At 73.3% G+C, this 7,654-nt stretch carries 8 protein-coding genes; all 8 read left to right on the plus strand.

Features of this window, described 5'->3' with window-relative positions; all coding sequences use genetic code 11:
- Nucleotides 1-1,753 (plus strand): HD domain-containing protein (locus ACFWEJ_RS24870; RefSeq protein WP_377231860.1); only part of this gene is annotated, 1,753 nt, incomplete at its 5' end.
- Nucleotides 1,754-1,787: 34 nt separating this feature from the next.
- Nucleotides 1,788-3,428: a signal recognition particle protein gene (gene ffh, locus ACFWEJ_RS24875; RefSeq protein ID WP_377231861.1), complete on the plus strand. Its 1,641-nt coding sequence runs from the start codon at nucleotides 1,788-1,790 to the stop codon at nucleotides 3,426-3,428.
- 143 nt (nucleotides 3,429-3,571) lie between these two features.
- Nucleotides 3,572-4,693, plus strand: a complete 1,122-nt coding sequence (locus ACFWEJ_RS24880) for an amidohydrolase family protein (RefSeq protein ID WP_377231862.1) — start codon at nucleotides 3,572-3,574, stop codon at nucleotides 4,691-4,693.
- Between the two features lie 178 nt (nucleotides 4,694-4,871).
- Nucleotides 4,872-5,297: a 30S ribosomal protein S16 gene (gene rpsP / locus ACFWEJ_RS24885; protein ID WP_377231863.1), complete on the plus strand. Its 426-nt coding sequence runs from the start codon at nucleotides 4,872-4,874 to the stop codon at nucleotides 5,295-5,297.
- Nucleotides 5,297-5,536, plus strand: coding sequence for an RNA-binding protein (locus ACFWEJ_RS24890; RefSeq protein WP_020016864.1), 240 nt, complete (start codon nucleotides 5,297-5,299; stop codon nucleotides 5,534-5,536). The genes rpsP and ACFWEJ_RS24890 overlap by 1 nt, the downstream gene beginning before the upstream one ends.
- A gap of 95 nt (nucleotides 5,537-5,631) precedes the next feature.
- A complete protein-coding gene (gene rimM / locus ACFWEJ_RS24895) occupies nucleotides 5,632-6,222 on the plus strand; it encodes a ribosome maturation factor RimM (RefSeq protein WP_377231864.1) in 591 nt (196 codons plus the stop codon).
- Nucleotide 6,223: 1 nt separating this feature from the next.
- Nucleotides 6,224-7,012 (plus strand): tRNA (guanosine(37)-N1)-methyltransferase TrmD, encoded by a 789-nt coding sequence (gene trmD, locus ACFWEJ_RS24900; protein ID WP_377231865.1) that lies wholly within the window; start codon nucleotides 6,224-6,226, stop codon nucleotides 7,010-7,012.
- 241 nt (nucleotides 7,013-7,253) lie between these two features.
- Entirely contained in the window at nucleotides 7,254-7,601 is a 348-nt protein-coding gene (rplS, locus tag ACFWEJ_RS24905; RefSeq protein WP_182614504.1) for a 50S ribosomal protein L19, read from the plus strand.
- Nucleotides 7,602-7,654: the final 53 nt, after the last annotated feature.

Raw genomic sequence — 7,654 nt, forward strand, 5'->3', positions numbered from 1 at the left:
CCCCCCGGTCGGGGTGCGGGGCCTCCGCGACGAGCTCCTCACCATCGCCACGGGCCTCACCGGTCCCGGCCGGTCCGGCCTGGCCCGGCGGTCCGCCGTCGGGCAGCGGGTCACCGAACGCCTCGGGGACCTGTTCGCCGCGGCGACCGAGGACGTCGACCCGTCGGGCATCGCCCTGGCGGCCGTCGGCAGCCTGGGCCGCGGCGAGCTCGGCCCGCTGAGCGACCTCGACCTCGTGCTCGTGCACGACGGCCGCACCCACGGCCCCGACGAGCTGCAGCGGGTGGCCGAGAAGCTCTGGTACCCCCTGTGGGACTCGGGCGTGGACATCGACCACGCCGTGCGCTCCCTGAGCCAGTCCCGGCAGGTCGCGGCGAGCGACCTCCCGGCGGTGATCGGCTGGCTGAGCGTGCGCGCGGTGGCCGGCGACGCCGTCGTCGTGCACCGGGCGGCGTCCGCCGTGCTGACCGACTGGCGCGCCGCGGCGCGGCGCCGCCTGCCCGAGCTCATCTCGTCCACGCGCGACCGCGCGCAGCGGGCGGGCGAGCTCGCCTACCTCATCGAGCCGGACCTCAAGGAGGCCCGCGGCGGCATGCGGGACGCCGTGCTGCTCTCCGCGCTGGCCGCGACCTGGCTCACCGACCGCCCCCACGGGGCGGTGGACACCGCCTACACGCACCTGCTCGACGTGCGCGACACGCTCCAGGTGGTCACCAGGCGGCGCAGCAGCCGCCTGCTGCTCGCCGACCTCGAGGACGTCGCCGAACGCACCGGGTACGACGACGGCGACGAGCTGCTGGCGAGCCTCGCCGAGTCGGGCCGCGTGATCTCCTACGCGCTCGACACCACCATCCGCCACGCCCGCCAGGCGCTGTCCCGGCCGGTGGGCGTGGGCAAGCCGATCATGGTCCGCGGCCGGCGCACGCCGCCCCGCCTGCGCTCCGTGGGCGACGGCCTGGTCGAGCACGACGGCGAGCTCGTGCTCGGCGTCGGCACCCGGCCGGCGTCGGACCCGCTGCTGCCCCTGCGCGCCGCGGCGACCGCCGCGCGGACCGGGCTCGTGCTGTCCCCGGTGACGATCCGGAGCCTGGAGAAGTCGCCGCCCCTGCCCGAACCCTGGCCCCCGGCCGCGCGCGAGAGCCTGCTCGCGCTGCTCGCCGCCGGGCAGGCCCAGGTGCCGGTCTGGGAGGCGCTCGACCTCGCCGGGGTCGTCACCTCCTGGATCCCCGAGTGGGCCGACGTGCGCAACCGGCCCCAGCGCGCCGCGATCCACCGGCACACCGTGGACCGGCACCTCGTCGAGACGGCCGCCGTGGCGGCCCGCCTGCGGCGCCGGCTGCCCGACCCCTCGACCGTCGCGGGGCAGCGCTCCGGCGACCTCCTGCTGCTGGCCGCGCTCCTGCACGACATCGGCAAGGTGCGCGGCGCGGCCGACCACTCCGTGGAGGGCGCGCGGTTGGTCCCGGGCATCCTGACCCGCGCCGGCTTCGCCCCCGACGTGGTCGACGACGTCACGCGGCTCGTGCGCCACCACCTCACCCTCGCCGACCTGGCCACCCGCGCCGACCCCGACGACCCCGCCACGCTCACCACCCTGCTGGAGGCCGTGGACCACCGGCGCGACCTGCTCGACGTGCTGCGCTCCCTGACCGAGGCGGACACCACTTCCCTGGGGCCGAAGGCGTGGACGGGGTGGCGCTCCCAGCTCGTGGACGGGCTCACCGCGCGGGCCCGGGCCCTGCTCCCCGGATGAACCCCTGACGACAGGACTCCATTAGGCTGTGTCCGTGTTCAACTCCCTGTCCGACCGGCTTACCTCGACGTTCAAGAACCTGCGCACGCGGGGCCGTCTCTCCGAGGCGGACATCGACGCGACCGTGCGGGAGATCCGCCGCGCCCTGCTCGACGCGGACGTCGCGGTGCCCGTGGTGCGCGAGTTCACCGCCGCCGTGCGCGAGCGCGCGCTGTCGTCCGAGGTCTCCGGTGCGCTGAACCCCGCCCAGCAGGTCGTCAAGATCGTCAACGAGGAGCTCGTCGACATCCTCGGCGGGGCCACGCGCCCGCTGACGCTGGCCAAGACGCCGCCCACGGTGATCATGCTCGCGGGTCTGCAGGGTGCCGGTAAGACCACGCTGGCGGGCAAGCTCGCGCACGCGCTCAAGGGCCAGGGTCACACGCCCCTGCTGGTCGCCGCCGACCTGCAGCGCCCCAACGCCGTGACCCAGCTGTCCGTGGTGGCCGAGCGCGCCGGCGTGCCGGTGTTCGCGCCGCACCCGGGCAACACCTCGGAGGCCGACGACCCGGCGGCCGACGCGCCCCTGATCGGCGACCCGGTCGGCGTCGCGCGGGACGGCGTCGCGTACGCCAAGGAGCGCCAGCACGACGTCGTGATCGTGGACACCGCGGGCCGCCTCGGCATCGACGAGGTGCTGATGAAGCAGGCCGCGGACATCCGCGCCGCGGTGAACCCGGACGAGGTCCTGTTCGTCATCGACGCGATGATCGGCCAGGACGCGGTGAACACCGCCAAGGCCTTCGCCGACGGCGTGGACTTCACCGGCGTCGTGCTCTCGAAGCTGGACGGCGACGCCCGCGGTGGCGCCGCCCTCTCGGTCGCCAAGGTGACCGGCCGGCCCATCATGTTCGCGTCCACCGGCGAGAAGCTGACGGACTTCGAGGTCTTCCACCCCGACCGCATGGCCAGCCGCATCCTCGACATGGGTGACGTGCTCACCCTGATCGAGCAGGCCGAGAAGACGTTCGACGCCGAGCAGGCCGAGAAGATGGCGGGCAAGCTCGCCAGCGGCCAGGACTTCACGCTCGCGGACTTCCTGGTGCAGATGCAGCAGCTGAAGAACATGGGCTCGATGAAGAAGATGCTCGGCATGCTGCCGGGCATGGCCCAGATGCGCGACCAGCTCGACCAGTTCGACGAGCGCGAGGTGGGCCGCATCGAGGCGATCATCCACTCGATGACGCCGGCGGAGCGCGACAACCCGAAGATCATCAACGGCTCGCGGCGCGCCCGCATCGCCAAGGGTGCCGGCACCACGACCACGGCCATCAACCAGCTCCTGGAGCGGTTCGACAACGCCCAGAAGATGATGAAGCAGATGGCCAAGGGCGGCGGCATGGGCCCCGGCGGGATGCCCGCCATGCCCGGCGGCCCCGGCATGGGCATGGGCAAGAAGTCGCGCGGCAAGACGCCGCCGCCCAAGAAGGGCAAGAAGGGCAAGTCCGGGAACCCCGCCAAGCGCGCCCAGCAGGAGAAGGACGCCATGCAGCGCGCCCTCGGCGGCGGCCCGGCCACCACGCCGGCCGCGCCCGCCGGGTCGGCCTTCGGGATGGGCTCGAAGCCGAGCGACAAGGCGCCGGACCTGAACGACATCGAGCTGCCGCCAGGCCTGGAGAAGTTCCTGGGTCGGTGAGGCGAGGTCCGGCCGGTGGCCGGACGCGGTGCCGCCGGCTGGTGCCGGCAGGGGCAGGCCGGCGACGACGCCGGGGCGGGCCGGGTGTCCGAGGCGTGGCAGGGGACAGGTCCACAGGGTGACGGGGAGAGCGAAGGAGCCGCATGTCTGCGCTGGAAGGTCCGACCGCGGCGATCCGCGGGCGCATCCTGCTCGGTGACGACCGTGAGGCCGAGGAGCTGTGGGTCCGCGGCGGCCGTGTCAGCCTCACCCGGCCGTCGGCGCAGGGCACCAACATGCGGGTGCTGGAGGGCTGGGCGCTGCCCGGCCTGGTCGACGTGCACTGCCACATCGGGCTCGCGGCCGAGGGCGCGGTCTCCCCGGAGGAGGCCGAGAAGCAGGCGGTGGCGGACCGCGACTCCGGCGTGCTGCTGATCCGGGACGCCGGCTCGCCCCTGGACACCGCGTGGGTGCACCAGCGCGGCGACCTGCCGCACCTGCTGCGGGCGGGCATGCACCTGGCGCGGCCCAAGCGCTACCTGCGCAACTTCGGGCTGGAGCTGGAGTCCCCGGAGCTGCTCCCGGACGAGGTGCGCACGCAGGCCCGGCGCGGTGACGGCTGGGTCAAGCTCGTCGGCGACTGGATCGACCGCACGCTGGGAGCCGACGGCGACCTGCGGCCACTGTGGCCCGACGACGTGCTGCGCCAGGCCGTCGCCGTGGCGCACGCCGAGGCGGCCCGGGTGACCGTGCACGCCTTCGGCGAGGATACGATCGACGGGCTGCTCGCGGCCGGGGTGGACTGCATCGAGCACGGCACCGGCATGACGGCCGAGCACATGGCGGAGGCCGCCCGGCGGGGGATCGCGGTCACGCCCACGCTGCTGCAGATCGGGCAGTTCGAGAGCATCGCGGCGCAGGCCGACGGCAAGTACCCGCTCTACGCGGAGCGGATGCGGGCCATGTACGCGCGCCGGTACCAGCAGGTCCGCGACCTGCACGAGGCCGGCGTCCAGCTCCTGGTCGGCACCGACGCCGGCGGGACCATCTCGCACGGCCGCATCGCCGACGAGTGCGCCGAGCTGGTCGCGGCGGGCATCCCCGCGGCGGAGGTCGTGGCGATGGCGTCCTGGCGCGCCCGGGACTACCTGGGCTTCGGGGCCGTGGTGGAGGGGTCCAGCGCGGACCTCGTCGTCTACCCGGCGGACCCGCGCGAGGACATCGAGGTGCTCCGGCACCCCAGCGCCGTCGTGCTGCGCGGCACCGTCTACCCGACCACCCGCTGACCGCGCCCGTGTGACGCACACGTGGTTGGTGGGGCCGCGCGCCGTCTGGCACAATATCCACGTACTCGGCGTGCCCAGACCCCTCTCACCTGGTCAGGCCGTGTCCCGGTCCCACACACTGCTTCACCCCACGTCGCGGTGCTCGGACCATCCCATCAGAACCAGGAGAGACCACTTCGTGGCTGTCAAGATTCGTCTCAAGCGCCTCGGCAAGATCCGGGCCCCGTACTACCGTGTCGTCATCGCCGACTCGCGCACCAAGCGCGACGGTCGCGTGATCGAGGAGATCGGCAAGTACCACCCGACCGAGGAGCCGTCGCTCATCGAGATCAAGTCGGAGCGCGCACAGTACTGGCTCGGTGTCGGCGCGCAGCCGACCGAGCAGGTCGCCGCTCTGCTCAAGGTGACCGGTGACTGGCAGAAGTTCAAGGGCCTGCCGGGCGCCGAGGGCACCCTGCGCGTCAAGGGCGAGAAGGCCGACGCCGCCTCCGCCATCGAGGCCGTGAACGCTGACGCCGAGAAGGCCAAGGCCAAGGCTGCCGAGAAGGCTGCTGCCGCTGCCGCCGAGGCTCCGGCTGCGCCGGCCGAGGGCGACGAGGCCTGATGCTCTCGGAGGCCCTCGAGCACCTGGTGCGCGGCATCGTGGACAACCCGGACGACGTCCGCGTGTCCGCGAAGACGCTCCGCCGTGGTGACCTCCTTGAGGTCCGCGTGCACCCTGACGACCTCGGCCGAGTCATCGGCCGTGGTGGTCGCACGGCGCGCGCCCTGCGCACCGTGATCGGTGCGCTCGCCACCGAGGGCCCGGTGCGGGTCGACGTCGTGGACGTCGACCGGCGCTGAACCATCGGCATCCAGCACGACGACGAGGCCCGGTCCGAACGCGGACCGGGCCTCGCTCTTTGCTCCATCTTCTTGTTCCATCCCCGAGGAGTGACATGCAGCTGACCGTGGCTCGCGTCGGCAAGGCGCACGGGCTCAAGGGCGAGGTGGCCCTCGACCTGCGCACGGACGATCCGGAGACCCGGCTCGCGATCGGCGAGCGGCTCGAGACCGTCCCGGCGGACGCCGGTCCGCTGACGGTGACGCGGGCGCGCGAGCACCAGGGGCGGTGGCTGGTCACGTTCGCCGAGATCGCCGACCGGAACACGGCCGAGGAGCTGCGCGGCACCGAGCTCGTCGTCGAGGCGGACGCCTCCGACGAGGAGGACGCCTGGTACCCCCACGAGCTCGCGGGCCTGCGGGTCGAGCTCGCCGACGGCACCGTGGTCGGCAAGGTCGTCACGCTGGAGTACCAGCCGGCCCACGAGGCGCTGCTCATCGAGGAGACCCTGCCCGACGGCGGCACGGCCCGCACCCTGGTGCCGTTCGTCCTGGCCATCGTGCCGGTGGTCGACGTCCCCGGCGGACGCGTGGTGCTCACCCCGCCCGGCGGTCTGCTGGCCCGCGACGCGGACGCCGCCGTCGTCGACCGTGCCGATGACGGCGATGACGCCGACGTCGACGTCGTCGAGGGCGAGGACGGCTGACGTGCGCGTGGACGTCGTCTCGATCTTCCCGGACTACCTGTCCGTGCTCGACCTGTCGCTCGTGGGCAAGGCGCGCCAGCGGGGTCTGCTCGACCTGCGGGTGCACGACCTGCGCGACTGGACCACCGACCGGCACCGCACCGTCGACGACACCCCGTTCGGCGGGGGAGCGGGCATGGTCATGCGTCCCGACGTGTGGGGCCAGGCGATCGACGACGTCCTGGGCGCCGCCACCGAGGGCGCGCACCTGATCGTGCCCACGCCGTCGGGCGAGGTGTTCACCCAGCGGCACGCCGAGAGCCTCGCGTCGGCCGAGCAGCTCGTGTTCGCCTGCGGGCGCTACGAGGGCATCGACGCGCGGGTGGCCGAGCACTACCGGTCCGCCGGGGTCACCGTGCACGAGCTGTCGATCGGCGACTACGTGCTCAACGGCGGCGAGGTGGCCTCGCTGGTGATGATCGAGGCCGTGGCCCGGCTGATCCCCGGCATGGTCGGCAACCCGGACTCGCTGGTCGAGGAGTCGCACGGAGCCGCGGGGCTGCTGGAGTACCCCGTGTACACGAAGCCGCCGTCGTGGGCGGACCTCGAGATCCCCGAGGTCCTGCTGTCCGGGCACCACGCGAAGATCGAGCGCTGGCGCCGGGACCAGGCGCTGGAGCGGACGGCGGCGCGGCGGCCGGACATGATCGAGGCCCTGGACGTCGCGGGGCTGGACAAGCACGACCTGAAGCTGCTCGCTGAGCTCGGCTGGGTGCCGGGGGCGGACGGCGGCGGGCTGACGCGGGCCTGATCGTCTCGCCGCCACGGGTCACACCTGCTCGGGCCGCGGTTTTGCGCGTTCGTGTGGCAGAATGAGCCGTTGGTGCGTCGCCGGTCAGGTCTCTGCCACAGGGGACGACCGGGGCGGGCAACCGCCCCCGACCGGGTCAAGCCGCACCGCCATCCACACCCTTTCGGGACCCTGACGGCCGCACGGCCGGGGCGGGGCCCACGAGATTCGCGCCTGACCTGTGGCAGGCCCGGAGAGAACGATGCAGAAGCTCGACATCATCGACGCAGCCCAGCTGCGGTCCGACATCCCGGACTTCCGTGCCGGTGACACCGTCAAGGTCAACGTGAAGGTCGTCGAGGGCAACCGCTCCCGCGTCCAGGCGTTCCAGGGCGTCGTCATCTCCCGCCACGGCGGCGGCATCGGCGAGACCTTCGCCGTCCGCAAGGTCAGCTTCGGTGTGGGCGTGGAGCGCAAGTTCCCGCTGCACGCGCCGACCATCGAGTCCGTCGAGGTCGTCACCCGCGGTGACGTCCGCCGCGCGAAGCTGTACTACCTGCGCGAGCTGCGCGGCAAGAAGGCGAAGATCCGCGAGAAGCGCGAGAACTGAGCGTTCTGAGCGCCCCCGGCGCTCCACCGGCACCGGCCGCCGTCCTCCTAGAC

The sequence above is a fragment of the Promicromonospora sp. NPDC060204 genome (genome assembly GCF_042728455.1).
Taxonomy (GTDB): domain Bacteria; phylum Actinomycetota; class Actinomycetes; order Actinomycetales; family Cellulomonadaceae; genus Promicromonospora.

Bases quoted from the DNA above. Each gene is read 5' to 3' on its own strand.
- rimM (WP_377231864.1), top strand. From the start codon at position 5,632: ATGCAGCTGACCGTGGCTCGCGTCGGCAAGGCGCACGGGCTCAAGGGC.
- ACFWEJ_RS24890 (WP_020016864.1), top strand. From the start codon at position 5,297: ATGCTCTCGGAGGCCCTCGAGCACCTGGTGCGCGGCATCGTGGACAAC.
- rplS (WP_182614504.1), top strand. From the start codon at position 7,254: ATGCAGAAGCTCGACATCATCGACGCAGCCCAGCTGCGGTCCGACATC.
- ACFWEJ_RS24880 (WP_377231862.1), top strand. From the start codon at position 3,572: ATGTCTGCGCTGGAAGGTCCGACCGCGGCGATCCGCGGGCGCATCCTG.